The sequence below is a fragment of the Pseudomonas kairouanensis genome, assembly GCF_004682055.1.
Classification (GTDB): domain Bacteria; phylum Pseudomonadota; class Gammaproteobacteria; order Pseudomonadales; family Pseudomonadaceae; genus Aquipseudomonas; species Aquipseudomonas kairouanensis.
This window is the reverse complement of record NZ_QUZU01000011.1, coordinates 58,539-74,099: the sequence shown is the minus strand read 5'-3', so window position 1 is coordinate 74,099 and position 15,561 is coordinate 58,539. Positions and strand designations below refer to the sequence as shown.

Annotated in this window: 12 protein-coding genes; 9 read left to right on the top strand and 3 right to left on the bottom strand. The window is 62.9% G+C overall.

Annotated elements, in window-relative coordinates; genetic code table 11:
• Genes tssK through tagH form a run of 3 tightly spaced genes read right to left on the bottom strand, consistent with a single transcriptional unit; the run spans window position 1 to window position 3,219 of the window.
• Complete coding sequence (gene tssK / locus DYL59_RS11505; protein WP_135289297.1) at window positions 1–1,335, bottom strand: type VI secretion system baseplate subunit TssK; 1,335 nt, start codon at window positions 1,333–1,335, stop codon at window positions 1–3.
• An 18-nt stretch (window positions 1,336–1,353) separates the two neighbouring features.
• Window positions 1,354–1,863 (bottom strand): type VI secretion system lipoprotein TssJ, encoded by a 510-nt coding sequence (gene tssJ, locus DYL59_RS11500; protein ID WP_135289296.1) that lies wholly within the window; start codon window positions 1,861–1,863, stop codon window positions 1,354–1,356.
• Window positions 1,864–1,914: 51 nt separating this feature from the next.
• Window positions 1,915–3,219 carry a type VI secretion system-associated FHA domain protein TagH gene (tagH, locus tag DYL59_RS11495; protein ID WP_135289295.1) on the bottom strand — a complete coding sequence of 435 codons (1,305 nt, stop codon included), beginning with the start codon at window positions 3,217–3,219 and terminating at the stop codon, window positions 1,915–1,917.
• 393 nt (window positions 3,220–3,612) lie between these two features.
• On the opposite strand from tagH, the gene tssA reads away from it, so the two are divergent.
• The 9 genes from tssA to DYL59_RS11450 all read left to right on the top strand — a co-directional run bounded on the left by tssA (window position 3,613) and on the right by DYL59_RS11450 (window position 15,560).
• Entirely contained in the window at window positions 3,613–4,623 is a 1,011-nt protein-coding gene (gene tssA, locus DYL59_RS11490) for a type VI secretion system protein TssA (protein ID WP_135289294.1), read from the top strand.
• Window positions 4,624–4,677: 54 nt separating this feature from the next.
• Window positions 4,678–5,184: a type VI secretion system contractile sheath small subunit gene (gene tssB, locus DYL59_RS11485; RefSeq protein WP_135289293.1), complete on the top strand. Its 507-nt coding sequence runs from the start codon at window positions 4,678–4,680 to the stop codon at window positions 5,182–5,184.
• A gap of 2 nt (window positions 5,185–5,186) precedes the next feature.
• Window positions 5,187–6,686, top strand: a complete 1,500-nt coding sequence (gene tssC / locus DYL59_RS11480; protein WP_135289292.1) for a type VI secretion system contractile sheath large subunit — start codon at window positions 5,187–5,189, stop codon at window positions 6,684–6,686.
• Between the two features lie 175 nt (window positions 6,687–6,861).
• A complete protein-coding gene (locus tag DYL59_RS11475; protein WP_017735732.1) occupies window positions 6,862–7,350 on the top strand; it encodes an Hcp family type VI secretion system effector in 489 nt (162 codons plus the stop codon).
• Between the two features lie 78 nt (window positions 7,351–7,428).
• Window positions 7,429–7,944 carry a type VI secretion system baseplate subunit TssE gene (gene tssE / locus DYL59_RS11470; protein WP_135289291.1) on the top strand — a complete coding sequence of 172 codons (516 nt, stop codon included), beginning with the start codon at window positions 7,429–7,431 and terminating at the stop codon, window positions 7,942–7,944.
• Window positions 7,941–9,800 carry a type VI secretion system baseplate subunit TssF gene (gene tssF / locus DYL59_RS11465; RefSeq protein WP_135289290.1) on the top strand — a complete coding sequence of 620 codons (1,860 nt, stop codon included), beginning with the start codon at window positions 7,941–7,943 and terminating at the stop codon, window positions 9,798–9,800. The genes tssE and tssF overlap by 4 nt, the downstream gene beginning before the upstream one ends.
• Entirely contained in the window at window positions 9,764–10,807 is a 1,044-nt protein-coding gene (gene tssG, locus DYL59_RS11460) for a type VI secretion system baseplate subunit TssG (protein WP_135289289.1), read from the top strand. The genes tssF and tssG overlap by 37 nt, the downstream gene beginning before the upstream one ends.
• Entirely contained in the window at window positions 10,800–13,463 is a 2,664-nt protein-coding gene (gene tssH, locus DYL59_RS11455) for a type VI secretion system ATPase TssH (protein ID WP_135289288.1), read from the top strand. The genes tssG and tssH overlap by 8 nt, the downstream gene beginning before the upstream one ends.
• Window positions 13,464–13,619: 156 nt before the next feature.
• Window positions 13,620–15,560, top strand: a complete 1,941-nt coding sequence (locus tag DYL59_RS11450) for a type VI secretion system Vgr family protein (protein WP_135289287.1) — start codon at window positions 13,620–13,622, stop codon at window positions 15,558–15,560.
• Window position 15,561 lies beyond the last annotated feature (1 nt).

Genomic DNA, 15,561 nt, shown 5'->3' with positions numbered 1-15,561 from the left:
TTATCCTCGGATCGCCCAGAAGGCCAGGTTCAAACCCGGGAACTGCCCGGCGATGTGGAAGGCAAAGCCGCCGGAGTTGTTCAGTTGCTGCCAGTGCTCACTGCCCCGGTCCAGCTCGTAATAGGTGCTGCCGGCGTGGTACGGGATCTGGCGCGGCGCCACCGGCAATGGCTGCAGGCTGATGCCCGGCAGTTGCAGGTTGACCATGTCGCGGATGTGCTCCACCGAACCCACCTTGCTCTGCTGGCCGAAGCGCGCGCGCAGGGTTTCGCCCGGCACATCGGCGCGCACCACCAGGATGAAGCTGGCGTTGTCGAGCAGGGTTTTGTCGGCCAGCATGGCGACGTGAATGCCGTAGGCTTTCTCCACGATCGGGATGGGCGTGGCCTTGCTGTCGATCAGCATCGACAAGGCTTCGCGCAGCGCCGCCATCACCGGAGCGAAGCTCAGGGCCAGGTCGTCATGCTGGTACTGCAGGTATTCCTGGGGGCGACGAGCCGAAGCGGAAAAGGTCGAGAACTCGCCGGCCATGCTCACCAGCTCACTGAAAAGACGCTCCGGGTGCAGTGGGCTCAACTGGCTCAAATGCTGGATCAGCGGCTGGGCGCGGTTGACCAGTTGCAGCAGCAAGAAGTCTGCAAACTCCGAAGCGCCACCGGCGCCAGAGGCAACCACGCGACCGGCCAGGGCTTCGCCGCGCTGATGCAGCAGGCCCAGCAATTCACTGCGAAACGCTGTCAGTGGTTTGCTCGCAGCCACGTCCAGTACCGGCGGGATGTAGGTGTCGTCGAGCACCAAGGCACGGTCGGCGCGTTTTTCCTTGATGCGCACCAGGCCGATGGCGGCGTAATCGCTGATGCCATCCTGGGCGGTCAACAGGCGCAGGGCCCGGGAGCCCACGGCCACCGGCGCACGGTTTTCGAACGGGGCGTTGTCGTCGCGCACTTCGCGCACCTGGCTCACGTAGCGGGCCGCTTCCAGGGCCTCACCTTCGTCCACGGTGTCACGGGCACCGGCGCGCTTGAGCGGCAGCGCCAGGTACACCAGGCCGTCACGCAGGTTGTCGTCGATGTTCAGCGGGCTCGGCGCCAGGTCATCCTGGGGGATATTGAACGGTGTGCCGTCGGGCAGCAGGCCGCGCGCCGACACAATCGCCAGCTTGCCCTGGGCCAACAGGCCCTGGTCGATCAGCAATTCAGAAAAGCCCCAGGCGCCTGCGGACAGCGGACGGCTGCGGGCGTCGATCAGGTTTTCCAGGTAACGGTCATGCTGCTGGAAGTGCTGCGTTCCGATGAACATGCCTTCCGACCAGACCACGCGATTGTTCCAGGACATGGGGGCTCCGATTGCTTCTTATTGGGCAGGGCTGGATGGGGGAACCACGACGTCGGCGCGCACGGCACGCACATCGAGGCTGATCTGGTATTCGGTGTACTGGCGCGGCGGCACAGTAAGCACCGTGCGCCATTGGGCGCGGTCCAGCTCGCGATAGCCCACCAGCAGGCCGATCTGGCGGGTGGACGGGTCGAGGTCGCGCTGGATGCTCAGTTGTTGGCCGGGTTGCACCACCACTTCGTCCTGGTCCAGCAGGTCCAGGCCCAGGGTGGACTGGGCGCGATCCGCCAGGGAGAAGTAATCGGAGCGGGCAAAAGTGGCAGCGTTCTTCAGCTCGAAAATGCGCACCCGCACCGGGGCGGCCTGGCCATTGGCGCCGGGGTTAAGCCCATCGATGGCGTGAAAGTGCAACTCGATGGCGGCGGTGTCCGCTTCGGCTTCGGCTGCCGCCTGCGGCTTGGCTGCGTCGCTGGCACACGCCGTCAGCAGAAGCAGCGTGGCAACTGCGAGTAAAAACCTGGGAATCATCCTGCGTCCTCAATGACGTACTTAGCTATCCGTTAATCCATGTGTTGCGGGTCAGCGCCGCTGCCGGGCGCTGTGGTCTTCGTAGGCTCGGCTGAATTCGCGGCCGAACAGGTCCTGGAAGTCTTCCTGGGCCTCGCGGGAAATATTGCTGTAGAGCTCGGTGAACTGCTGCCAGTACTGGGCCTGGCGCGAGCCATTGAACAGGCTCGACAGCCCACCCGGCTTGCCCATGCGCTCTTCCAACTGCGCTGGTTCAAAGCGCGTGAGCAGGTGTTTGATCGCCGCTTGCACCCCGGCCATTACCGCCAGTTGGTGGGCGCGCAAATCGTTGAAACTGTCGCGCACTGCCGCGTCGGGTGCCATAAACGCTTGGTTACCGTGGCGAAGCAAAAGCAGTAACGCTTCGTCGGCATTGGGGGCGAATTTCAACGGATTGTTTTCAGCAGGCTGGATCATCGTCTGCTGCATGCGGAATTCGCCCTTGAGGCTGGCACGGGCGCGCAGCACATCGATCAGGCCTTCGACCATCAGGCGGTAGCTGCGGCCGATGTTTTCCATCTGGGCCTCTGCCTGGGCTTTGTCCAGGCTCAGTTGATCCAGGCCGGCGCCGCGCAAGAAGGCTTGCAGCAGATCGGGTTGCTGGTGGTCTGCCACGGGGCGCACGGGCTCGACCACAGGCGGCGGTTCAATGACCGGTACCTGCGGTGGCGCAACAGGGGTTGGCGCATCGCCAAACAGGTCCCAATCTTCGGGAATCACCGACGCCGACACCCCAGGCTTCTCGACGGCGACCGGGGTCGGCGGGCGGAAGTCATGCTGCTCGGCCGGCACGTGATCGGCCACGGTGGGCGGCGGTACGACGGCAGGGCCGAGGAAGTCGAACAGGTCCGGCAGGGTGTCCATCGACGAAGCCCCGTGGAACTGCGGTGCGATCACAGGGGTGGGCGTTTGCGGACTGGCCACGGCCCCCATCAACGCCTCGAAACTGTTGGGCGAATCCGCTGCAAACGCCTGGCTGTCGATGGCCTGCACATTGAAGTCGATACGCGCTTGAATCTCGTAATCACCGATGCGGATCAACTCGCCATCTTGCAACAGCTCGCTATTACCCCGGCGCATGCGAATACCGGCTTTAACCAACTCCACACCGTTTGTGCTGTTATCGGTTAAATAGTAACGACCGTCTTTGTATTGAATAACGCAATGTTGCGAGGAGACCAGACGCTCTGGATCAGGCAATACCCAGTCATTATCAGAACTGCGGCCAATCGCCATCGAGCCCAGGTTCATGGACTTTTCGGGGCATTGCCCAGGGGTAATCTTGTGATAACTAGTGATAGTCAAACACAGCGACATCTTGCCTCCTTGCTGATACTTCGCACGCGAGCGATTTCCGGGGCCGTGGTTCCCGGGAAATCCCCATCAGGTCGCGCAACAACCCGCTACAACCTGACTTTTCCTGCATGATCGCTGATCTTAACTGGGTTCTATGACAAAAATCCTGTCCCGGTGCGCCGTTCGACCCACCAGTCGCGCAGGTTGTTAAGCACCGCACATCTGTCACAGAGGGCGAATAGCTTACCTTGACAAGGCCCAACTACTACACCAAAAATGCACAACTTCTCAGACAGCAGTGGTGGCACAGTAGTGGCATCTTGCTTATATGACCGAGAAAACATGCAAAGTTCATTACGCAACTAATGCATGAATTGCCCGCCATCTAACGGGCTGATAGGGAGATCAATTTCAGTGGATGTGCCGTTGCTGCTCACCGCCGTTTCCGCGACTTCGCCGTGTGGTGAAGACATGGAATATGACGCGGACTTTCTCCAACTAGAGCGTGCCGCCAAGGGCCAGCCCGAGCGCAGCATGGGCGACTCGATCCTGCCTGCCGAACCACCGGAATGGCGCAGCATCCAGCAGCAAAGTCTCGACCTGTTGCAACGCAGCAAAGACCTGCGCATCACCCATTTTCTGGTGCAAAGCTCGCTGGCCCTGCAGGGTGTGGCGGGACTTGCCGAAGTCCTTTCGCTGATCAATGCGTTGCTGCGCGACTACTGGGCCGATCTGCACCCGCGCCTGGACGCCGACGACGATAACGACCCTACTGTGCGAATCAACGCCCTCACCGGCTTGACCTGCGACACCAACATTCGCCTGCTGCGCGAAAGCATCCTCACGCGCTCGCGCACCTTCGGCCCCGTGAGCCTGCGTGCGGCGCTCAACGCCAGCGGTTTGCAGAGTTTTGCCGATGAACAACTCGGCGCCCAGCAGCTCAACGCCGCGTTCCTCGACAGCGACCCCGAGCACCTGCAAGCCACCCGCGACGCCTTGAGTGCCGCGCGGGCGGCCTGCGAAGCCATCGAGCAGCAGGTCAACGAACAGGTCGGTTCCGCCCAGGGCGTGGACCTCAGTGCCTTGAAGCAACCGCTCAAGCAGGCGCTGCACATTCTCAATCAAGCAGTCCCCGGCAGTGATGTTCCCGAGGCCGTCAGTGAAGACAGTGCCCCCTCGGTCGAATACGCCGCTGCCCCCGCAGCACCCCGCCCGGTGGGCGACATCGCCAACCGCGATGACGTGCTGCGCAGCCTCGACAAGATCCTTGCGTACTACACCCGGCACGAGCCTTCCAGCCCGCTGCCGGTGCTGTTGAACCGGGCGAAGCATCTGGTGCACGCCGACTTCGCGGCCATCGTGCGCAACCTGATTCCCGACGGCATGTCCCAATTTGAAAACCTGCGCGGCCCGGACGACGAATAAGGCGTCCGGCAGTCCAGTAACAACACCGTCGCTCAAGCGACCAGGAGCAGCAACGTGGCGAAGCAAAGTTCTCAGAAATTCATCGCGCGCAACCGTGCGCCTCGAGTGCAGATCGAGTACGACGTCGAGCTTTACGGCGCCGAGAAAAAGGTCCAGCTGCCCTTCGTGATGGGCGTCATGGCCGACCTCGCCGGCAAGCCCGCCGAGCCGCTGGCGCCCGTGGCCGACCGCAAGTTCCTTGAAGTGGACGTCGACAATTTCGACTCGCGCCTCAAGGCCATGCAGCCGCGCGTAGCCTTCCACGTACCCAACGAGCTGACAGGCGAAGGCAACCTGAGCCTGGACATCACCTTCGAAAGCATGGACGACTTCAGCCCCGCCGCCGTGGCGCGCAAGGTTGATTCGCTCAACCAACTGCTCGAAGCCCGCACCCAGTTGGCCAACCTGCTGACCTACATGGACGGCAAGACCGGCGCTGAAGAAATCATCATGAAGGCGATCAAGGACCCGGCATTGCTGCAAGCACTTGCCAGCGCGCCCAAGCCTGTAGGGGACCAGTAATCATGACGGACAATACCGCCCGCGAAGGCAGCCAGATCCTCGGCACCCAAACCGAAGAAGCCAGCGAGTTCGCCAACCTGCTGCTGCAAGAGTTCAAGCCCAAGACCGAGCGTGCCCGCGAAGCCGTGGAAACCGCCGTGCGCACCCTGGCCGAACAGGCTTTGGCCCAGACTGACCTGGTGTCCAACGACGCGATCAAGTCGATTGAATCGATCATCGCCGCCATCGACGCCAAGCTCACAGCCCAAGTCAACCAGATCATCCACCACCAGGATTTCCAGCAGCTGGAAAGCGCCTGGCGCGGCCTGCACTACCTGGTCAACAACACCGAGAGCGATGAGCAACTCAAGATCCGCGTGCTCAACATCTCCAAGCCGGACCTGCACAAGACCCTGAAGAAATTCAAGGGCACCGCGTGGGACCAGAGCCCGATCTTCAAGAAGATGTACGAAGAAGAATACGGCCAGTTCGGCGGCGAACCTTACGGCTGCCTGGTGGGCGACTACTACTTCGACCAGTCGCCACCGGATGTGGAACTGCTGGGCGAGCTGTCCAAAGTCTGCGCTGCCATGCACTCCCCGTTCATCGCTGCGGCCTCGCCGACCGTGATGGGCATGGGCTCGTGGCAAGAGCTGTCGAACCCGCGCGACCTGACCAAGATCTTCACCACCCCGGAATACGCCGGCTGGCGCTCCCTGCGTGAATCCGAAGATGCACGCTACATCGGCCTGACCATGCCGCGCTTCCTGGCGCGCCTGCCGTACGGCGCCAAGACCGACCCGGTGGAAGCCTTCGCCTTCGAAGAAAACACCGACGGCGCCGACAGCTCCAAGTACACCTGGGCCAACGCCGCCTACGCGATGGCGGTGAACATCAACCGTTCGTTCAAGCACTACGGCTGGTGCTCGCGCATCCGTGGCGTGGAGTCCGGTGGTGAAGTCGAGAACCTGCCAGCCCACACCTTCCCGACCGATGACGGTGGCGTGGACATGAAGTGCCCGACCGAAATCGCCATCAGCGACCGCCGTGAAGCGGAACTCGCGAAGAACGGTTTCATGCCGCTGCTGCACAAGAAAAACACCGACTTCGCCGCGTTCATCGGCGCCCAGTCGCTGCAAAAACCGGCCGAATACGACGACCCGGACGCCACCGCCAATGCCAACCTGGCCGCGCGCCTGCCGTACCTGTTCGCCACCTGCCGTTTCGCTCACTACTTGAAGTGCATCGTGCGCGACAAGATCGGTTCCTTCAAAGAGAAGGACGAGATGCAGCGCTGGTTGCAGGACTGGATCCTCAACTACGTGGACGGTGACCCGGCGCACTCCACCGAAACCACCAAGGCCCAGCACCCGTTGGCCGCTGCCGAAGTGATCGTGGAAGAAGTCGAAGGCAACCCGGGGTACTACAACTCCAAGTTCTACCTGCGCCCGCACTACCAGCTGGAAGGGCTGACCGTGTCGCTGCGTTTGGTATCGAAGCTGCCTTCGGCTAAAAGCGCCTAAATAATCGGGACCGGCTCGCTCCTTGTAGGAGCGAGCTTGCTCGCGAAAACCTTAAAGACGCCGCGCACATTCAGGGTGCCCGCGTCATCGTTGACGACCTTCGCGAGCAAGCTCGCTCCTACAGGGGTCGGCGACGTCAACACATTCAGTGGCTCTGGCCACACAGGGAGAAAACATGGCTGTTGATATTTTCATCAAGATCGGCGACATCAAGGGCGAGTCCATGGACAAGGCCCACAAGGACGAAATCGACGTGCTCAACTGGAGCTGGGGCATGGCCCAGTCCGGCAACATGCACGTAGGCGGTGGTGGTGGCGCTGGCAAGGTGAATATCCAGGACCTGTCGCTGACCAAGTACGTCGACAAAGCCTCGCCGAACCTGATGATGCACTGCGCCAGCGGCAAGCACATCGACAAGGTCAAGCTCACCGTGCGCAAGGCCGGTGGTGAAAGCCAGGTCGAGTACATGGTGATCAACCTGGAAGAAGTGCTGGTTACGTCCCTGAGCACCGGCGGTTCGGGCTCCGATGACCGCCTCACCGAAAACGTCACCCTGAACTTCGCCCAAGTGATGGTCGACTACCAGCCGCAGAAAGCCGACGGCACCAAAGACGGCGGCGCGATCAAGTTTGGCTGGAATATCCGTTCCAACACCAAGCGCTGATAGCCTTGGCGGCCTGGGTTCTGCGCCACGGCCGCCTGCATTTTGTCCCTCTCGCAACCCGTCCGTGGAGCTGCTTTGGTGGTCACTGAAATCGCTTCCCGCGACCGTCTGCAACCGTCCCTGCTGGACCGGTTGACCGATGACGATCCAACCAACCCCAAGGAAAGCGCCGACAAACGCGTGCTGTCCCTGACCCAATTGAAAGCCTCGGTGCTGCGTGACCTGGCGTGGCTGCTCAACACCACGTCGTTGTTGGATGCCGATGCCACGCTGCACACTCCGGCCGGTACTTCGGTGGTCAACTACGGCCTGCCGGCGCTGGCGGGCAACAGTGTGTCCAGCGTGGATATCAAGGCCCTCGAAGCGCTGATCTACCAGGCCATCGCCACCTTTGAACCACGTATTCTGCGCCATACCCTGCGGGTCAAGACGCGCGTGGGCCAGGGCGAGATGAACCATAACGCGTTGAGTTTCGAGATCGAAGGCGACCTGTGGGCGCAGCCGGTGCCGTTGCGCCTGTTGCTGCAAACCGACCTGGACCTGGAGTCCGGCCATGTACGCGTGGTCAATGCCGACCAGCGGAGACGCCCATGAACCCGCGCCTGCTGGAGCTGTACAACCAGGAACTGCACCACGTGCGCGAAAGCGCCGCCGAGTTCGCCAAGGAATACCCGAAGATCGCCAGTCGGCTGACCCTGTCCGGCATGGACTGCGCCGACCCGTACGTCGAACGTTTGCTCGAAGGTTTTGCCTACCTCACGGCCCGTGTGCAACTCAAGCTCGACGCCGAGTACCCGACCTTCACCCACAACCTGCTGGAAATCGCCTACCCGCACTACCTGGCGCCCACGCCGTCGATGACCGTGGTGCAGTTGCAGACCGACCCGGACGAAGGCTCGCTTGCCAGCGGTTTCCCCCTGCCCCGCGACACCGTGCTGCGTGCCGCCCTGGGCCGTGAAACCCAGACCTGCTGCGAGTACCGCACCGCGCACCCGGTGACGTTGTGGCCGTTGCAGGTGAGCAACGCCGAATACTTCGGCAACCCCGGCGCCGTGCTCGGTCGCCTGGCTGCCAGCGAACCCAAGGCCAAGGCGGGTCTGCGCCTGACCCTGCGTACCGGCGCCGAACTGCCCTTCAACAGCCTCGACCTGGACACCCTGCCGCTGTACCTAAGCGGCGCCGATGAGCAGCCGTTCCGCCTTTACGAGCAACTGCTGGGCAACGCCTGCGCGGTGTTCGCACGCAAGCCGGGTGGCGATTGGGTCGAGCGGTTGCCCCAGGACGCCCTGCGCTCCCGTGGTTTTGACGATGCAGACGCCGCCATGCCGGTGGTGGCGCGGGCGTTCCAGGGCTATCGCTTGCTCCAGGAATACTTCGCCCTGCCCCACCGCTATCTGTTCGTGGAGTTCGCCGAGCTCAGCCGTGCGGTCAAGCGTTGCGATGGCCAGGAACTGGAACTGATCGTGCTGTTTGATCGTCACGAGCCGAGCCTGGAAGGCAGCGTCGGCGCGGCGCAGTTTTTGCCGTTCTGCACCCCGGCGATCAACCTGTTTCCCAAGCGTGTGGACCGCATCCACTTGTCCGACCGGGTCAACGAACACCATGTGATCGCTGATCGCACGCGGCCGATGGACTTCGAGATTCATTCATTGAGCGGCCTGACCGGTCACGGCACCGGGCCGGAGCAACCGTTCTTGCCGTTCTACGCGGTGCGCGACCCGTCCCGTTATGGCCGCGATCAGGCCTACTACACGGTACGCCGCGAGCCCCGCGTGTTGTCCAGCGACCAGCGTCGCAACGGCCCGCGCTCCACCTATGTGGGCAGCGAAACCTTCGTCAGCCTGGTGGACAGCCGTCAAGCCCCCTACGGCCACGACCTGCGCCAACTGGGCGTGACCGCGCTGTGCACCAACCGCGACCTGCCACTGTTCATGAGCGTGGGCAATGGCAAGACCGACTTCACCCTGGCCGACAGCGCCCCGGTATTGGCCGTGCGCTGCGTGGCCGGCCCCAGCCGCCCGCGCGCCAGCCATGCCCACGACGCCAAGGCCTGGCGCCTGATCAGCCAGCTGTCGCTCAACTACCTGTCGCTGAGCGAACAGGGCCAAGGCGCCGGCGCCTTGCGTGAACTGCTGCGCCTGTACGGCGACAGCAACGACGCGGCGCTGCAACTGCAGATCGAAGGCCTGCGCGAGGTCAGCAGCAAAGCCGTGACACGTCGCCTGCCGATGCCCGGCCCGATCGTGTTTGGCCGTGGATTGGAGATCACCCTGGAATTCGATGAAAACGCGTTTCGCGGCACCGGTGTGTTCCTGCTCGGTGCGGTGCTGGAGCGCTTCTTGGCGCGCTACGTGTCGATCAACAGCTTTACCGAAACGGTGATCCGCACCACCGAACGCGGCGAGATCATGCGCTGGAAAGCCAAGCCTGGCCGGCGGCCGACCCTGTGAATACCCTGGATGCGATGCATCAGGAGCCCTGGGAATACGATTTCTTCCAGGCACTGCGGCGTATCGAGTGTGAATCGCCAGAGCTGCCGCGCCTGGGCCATTCCCTGCGCTTGGCCGATGACCCGCTGCGCCTGGGGCAGCAGGCCGATTGCACCTTCGCGCCGGCCACGCTGGCCTCGGTCGACCCCGGCGGCGACGGCAAACCCGCGCGCTTGGAGCAGTTCTTCTTCGGCCTCGGCGGCCCCAACGGCCCGCTGCCGCTGCACATCACCGAGTACGTGCGCGAGCGTCAGCGCAACAACGCCGACAGCACCAGCAAGCAGTTTTTGGATGTGTTCCACCATCGCCTGCTCAGCCTGTTTTACCGGGCCTGGGCCGAAGCGCGGCCAACCGTCAGCCATGACCGCCCCGACGACGATTACTGGTCCGCCCGCCTTGCAGCCCTGAGTGGTCGCGGCATGCCGAGCCTACTCAATCAGGGGCTGATCCCCGACACGGCCAAGCTGCATTACAGCGGCCACCTGTCGGCGCAAACCCGCTACCCGGACGGTTTGAAGGCCATCCTCAGCGAGTATTTCGGCCTGCCGGTGGCGATCGAAGAATACGTCGGCCAATGGCTGGAACTGCCCGAGCGCAGCCGCGTGGGCGTGAGCGCCAATCGCCTGGGCGTGGACTTTTGCCTGGGCAGCCATGTGTGGGACCGCCAGCATAAATTCCGTATCCGCCTCGGCCCGCTCACCCTCGACGACTACATGGGCATGCTGCCCGGCCAACAGCCGTTCAACGAGCTGGTGGCGTGGGTGGCCGAGTACCTGGGCCACGAATTGGACTGGGACCTGAACCTGGTTCTGCAACAACCCGAAGTGCCTGCGCTGCAACTCAACGGCCAGTTCCGCCTGGGCTTCAACACCTGGCTCGGCCAACCGGCGCATGACGCCAACGACCTAACCCTGGCCCGGCATTACGCCGATCACGCCACCACCTCAAGGAATCCAGAGCATGGGTGAAATCAGTCGCGCCGCACTGTTCGGCAAACTCAACAGCGTGGCCTACAAGGCCATCGAAGCCGCCACGGTGTTCTGCAAATTGCGGGGCAATCCGTATGTGGAACTGGCCCACTGGTTTCACCAGTTGCTGCAACTGCAGGACTCGGACCTGCACCGCCTCATCCGCCAGTTCAACGTCGAGCCGGCGCGCCTGGCCCGCGACCTCACCGAAGCGTTGGACCGCCTGCCGCGTGGCTCAACCTCGATCACCGACCTGTCGTCCCATGTGGAGGAAGCCGTCGAGCGCGGCTGGGTCTACGGCAGCCTGATGTTTGGCGAAAGCCAGGTGCGCACCGGCTACCTGGTGTTGGGCATCTTGAAGACACCAAGCCTGCGCCATGCGCTGCTGGGCTTGTCGTCGGAGTTCGACAAGATCAAGGCCGAAGCCCTGAGCGAACGCTTTGACGAATACGTGGGCGACTCGCCGGAAAACGCCCTGAGCGCCAGCGACGGTTTTAACGCCGGAGCCGTTCCGGGCGAAGCCAGCGGCGCCATGGCGCCCAGTGCCATGGGCAAGCAGGAAGCCCTCAAGCGCTTCACCGTGGACCTGACCGAACAGGCCCGCAGCGGCAAGCTCGACCCCATCGTGGGCCGCGACGAAGAGATCCGCCAACTGGTGGATATCCTCATGCGCCGCCGCCAGAACAACCCGATCCTCACCGGCGAAGCGGGTGTGGGCAAGACCGCCGTGGTCGAAGGTTTCGCCCTGCGCATCGTCGCCGGCGACGTGCCGCCAGCGCTCAAGGACGTGGAACTGCGTAGCCTCGACGTGGGCCTGCTGCAAGCCGGCGCGAGCATGAAAGGCGAGTTCGAACAGCGCCTGCGCCAGGTCATCGAAGACGTACAAGCCTCGCCCAAACCGATCATCCTGTTTATCGACGAAGCTCATACCTTGGTGGGTGCTGGTGGCGCTGCCGGGACCGGCGATGCGGCCAACCTGCTCAAGCCGGCCTTGGCGCGTGGCACCCTGCGCACTGTGGCCGCCACCACTTGGGCCGAGTACAAGAAACACATCGAAAAAGACCCGGCCCTGACCCGCCGCTTCCAAGTCGTTCAAGTCGCTGAGCCTTCGGAAGACAAAGCGCTGCTGATGATGCGCGGCGTGGCCTCGACCATGGAGAAGCACCACCAGGTGCAGATCCTCGACGAAGCCCTGGAAGCCTCGGTGAAGCTGTCCCACCGCTACATCCCGGCGCGTCAATTGCCGGACAAATCCGTGAGCCTGCTGGACACCGCCTGCGCCCGCGTCGCCATCAGCCTGCATGCCGTGCCGGCGGAAGTGGACGACAGCCGCCGTCGCATCGAAGCCCTGGAAACCGAACTGCAGATCATCGCCCGCGAACATGCCATCGGCATTGCCATTGGTGCGCGGCAAACCAACAGCGAGGCGCTGTTGAGCGCTGAACGCGAGCGTCTGGCTACCCTGGAAACCCGCTGGGCCGAAGAGAAAGCCCTGGTGGACGAACTGCTCGCCACCCGCGCGACCTTGCGCGAAACCGCAGGCGTGGTCGATAGCGGCAACGATGCGCTGCGCACCCAATTGGTGGACCTGCAACAGCGCCTCAGCGCCCTGCAAGGCGAAACCCCGCTGATCCTGCCGACCGTGGATTACCAGGCCGTGGCCTCGGTGGTCGCCGACTGGACCGGCATCCCGGTGGGCCGCATGGCCCGCAACGAACTGGAGACGGTGCTCAACCTCGACCAGCACCTGAAAAAACGCATCATCGGCCAGGACCATGCCTTGCAGATGATCGCCAAGCGCATCCAGACCTCCCGCGCCGGCCTCGACAACCCGAGCAAGCCGATTGGCGTGTTCATGCTCGCCGGCACCTCCGGCGTGGGCAAGACCGAAACCGCCCTGGCCCTGGCCGAAGCCATGTACGGCGGCGAGCAGAACGTGATCACCATCAACATGAGCGAGTTCCAGGAAGCCCACACGGTGTCCACCCTCAAGGGCGCGCCACCGGGCTACATCGGCTACGGCGAAGGCGGCGTGCTGACCGAAGCCGTGCGGCGCAAACCCTACAGCGTGGTGCTGCTGGACGAGGTGGAAAAAGCCCACCCGGACGTGCACGAGATCTTCTTCCAGGTGTTCGACAAAGGCGTGATGGAAGACGGCGAAGGCCGGGTGATCGACTTCAAGAACACCCTGATCCTGTTGACCACCAACGCCGGTACCGAGCTGATCTCCCGCGTGTGCAAAGACCCGGCGAACGTGCCGGAGCCGGAAGAAATCGCCAAGGCCCTGCGCCAGCCGCTGCTGGAGATCTTCCCGCCGGCGCTGCTGGGGCGTCTGGTGACGATCCCTTACTACCCGCTGAACGACGAGATGCTCAAGGCGATCACCCGCCTGCAACTGAACCGCATCAAGAAGCGTGTGGAGAGCACCCACAAGGTGGCCTTCGACTACGACGACGCGGTGGTGGATTTGATCGTTTCGCGCTGCACCGAGACCGAGAGCGGCGGGCGCATGATCGACACCATCCTCACCAACAGCCTGCTGCCGGACATGAGCCGTGAGTTCCTCACGCGCATGCTGGAGGGCAAGGCGTTGGCGGGGGTGCGGATCAGTAGCCGGGATAACGAATTGCACTACGCCTTCAGCGACGCCGATTGATCTGAAGAAATACAGTTCAAATGTGGGAGGGGGCTTGCCCCCGATGAGGGAGTGTCAGTTGACGCATCCGGTGGCTGATTCACCACTATCGGGGGCAAGCCCCCTCCCACATTGGATGCGGTTTCGTCAGATATAACGACATTTACGGGTTAATCGATGCTATTCAACCAAGCCTCACGCCTGGCCAAAATCACCAGCCCCCTCGGGCCGGATGTGCTGCTGCTCAACCAAATGGGCGGCGGTGAGGAGCTGGGCAGGCTGTTCAACTACGAGCTGCAACTGACGTCCCTGGACGCCAACATCGACCTCAACCAGTTGCTCGGCAAACCCATGAGCGTGGGCGTGCAGCTGGCAGACGGTGGCGAGCGGCACTTCCACGGCATCGTCGCCCGTTGCAGCCAGGACATCGACCAGGGCCAGTTCGCCAGTTATCAAGTGACGTTGCGCCCGTGGCTGTGGCTGCTGAGCCGCACCTCGGACTGCCGGATTTTCCAGAACCTGAGCATCCCGCAGATCATCAAGCAGGTGTTTCGCGACCTGGGTTTCTCTGACTTTGAAGACGCCTTGAGCCGGCCGTACCGCGAGTGGGAATACTGCGTGCAGTACCGCGAGACCAGCTTCGACTTCGTCAGCCGCCTGATGGAACAGGAAGGCATCTACTACTTCTTCCGTCACGAACAAGACCGCCATGTGCTGGTGCTGGCCGACGCTTATGGCGCCCACACCACAGTGCCCGGCTACGCGTCGATCCCCTATTACCCCAAGGACGAGCAGCAGCGCGAGCGCGACCATATGCACCATTGGCATCTGGCGCGTAACGTCCAACCCGGTTCGCTTGAGCTTAACGACTACGACTTTCAGCGCCCGAGCGCCCGCATCGACGTGCGTTCGGCCATGCCCCGCGAGCACACCGCCGGGGATTACCCGCTGTATGACTACCCCGGCACCTACGTGCAAAGCGAGGACGGCGAACACTACGCCCGCACCCGCATCGAAGCCCTGCACACCCAGCATGAGCAGATCGAATTCAGCGGCAATGCACGGGGCCTGGGTTCGGGGCATTTGTTCAGCCTCACCGGCTTCAGCCGCCAGGACCAGAACCGCGAATACCTGATCGTCGGCACCCGCTACTACATCACCCAGGAAAGCTTGGAAAGCGGCGGCGGGTCAGGCTCGGCGCAGTTCGAAAGCAGCCTCACCTGCATCGACGCCCAGCAAAGCTTCCGCCCGCTGGCCACTACCCACCGGCCCATTGTCAAAGGCCCGCAGACCGCCCTGGTGGTCGGCCCCAAAGGCGAAGAAATCTGGACCGACCAATACGGCCGCGTAAAGGTGCACTTCCACTGGGACCGTCACGACCAGTCCAACGAAAACAGCTCATGCTGGATTCGTGTGTCGCAGTCTTGGGCGGGTAAAAACTGGGGCTCGATGCAGATCCCGCGGATCGGCCAGGAAGTGATCGTAAGCTTCCTGGAAGGTGATCCCGACCGGCCGATCATCACCGGGCGGGTGTACAACGCCGAGCAGACCGTGCCTTACGACCTGCCGGAAAACGCCACCCAGAGTGGTATGAAAAGTCGCTCCAGCAAAGGCGGCACCCCGGCCAACTTCAATGAAATCCGCATGGAGGACAAGAAGGGCTTGGAGCAGCTGTACATCCACGCCGAGCGCAACCAGGACATCGTGGTGGAGGTGGACGAGAGCCACTCGGTGGGGCATGACCGCAACAAGAGCATCGGCCACAACGAGACGGTGACCATCGGCAACAACCGCCTGCGCATCGTCAAGCAGGAAGACATCCTCTCGGTGGGCCAGCGAAAGACCGACAGCATCAGCCAGAGCTACGTCATCGAAGTGGGCGAAAACCTGCGCCTGGTGTGTGGCGAAAGCATCCTGGAGTTGAATGCCAGCGGGCAGATCAACCTCACCGGGGTGCAGATCAGCTTCTACGCCAGCGGCGACGCCGAGTTCAACACCGGCGGCGTGCTGCACCTGAACAACGGCGGCGGGCCCGGCGCAACGCCCGATGGCCAGGGCGTGAAAGCCAGCATTGACGCCAATATCCAAGCCGCATTCCCCGCGCCGAAAAGCTCCTGAC